This window comes from Peribacillus sp. SIMBA_075 (genome assembly GCF_046534585.1).
This window is the reverse complement of record NZ_JAWRYN010000390.1, coordinates 1-290: the sequence shown is the minus strand read 5'-3', so window position 1 is coordinate 290 and position 290 is coordinate 1. Positions and strand designations below refer to the sequence as shown.

The 290-nt window shown below is 31.4% G+C and carries 1 protein-coding gene; it reads left to right on the top strand.

Going from position 1 to position 290, the window contains the following annotated elements:
• Nucleotides 1-113 precede the first annotated feature (113 nt).
• Nucleotides 114-290, top strand: a 177-nt coding sequence (locus SB775_RS28720) for a patatin-like phospholipase family protein (RefSeq protein ID WP_410864590.1), incomplete at its 3' end; no start/stop codon positions are given.

The following is a 290-nucleotide window of genomic DNA, read 5'->3' as shown; positions in this document are numbered from 1 at the left end:
CCTTTATTTCAAGCCTTTTGAATATAATTTCTAAAAAAACTCATATATAATAGAGAAAGATACTTAACATAGTGAATAATTAAAGAGTCAATATATAAAGAGGAGAGAATAACATGCTTGAAAATACGGGATTAGTATTAGAAGGCGGCGGTATGCGTGGTGTATATACGGGTGGGATATTAGAATATTTTATGGAACAAGATTTATATTTTCCATATGTAATTGGTGTATCAGCTGGTGCTTGTCATGCAGCGTCGTATCTTTCCAGACAAAGAAATAGAAATAAAACA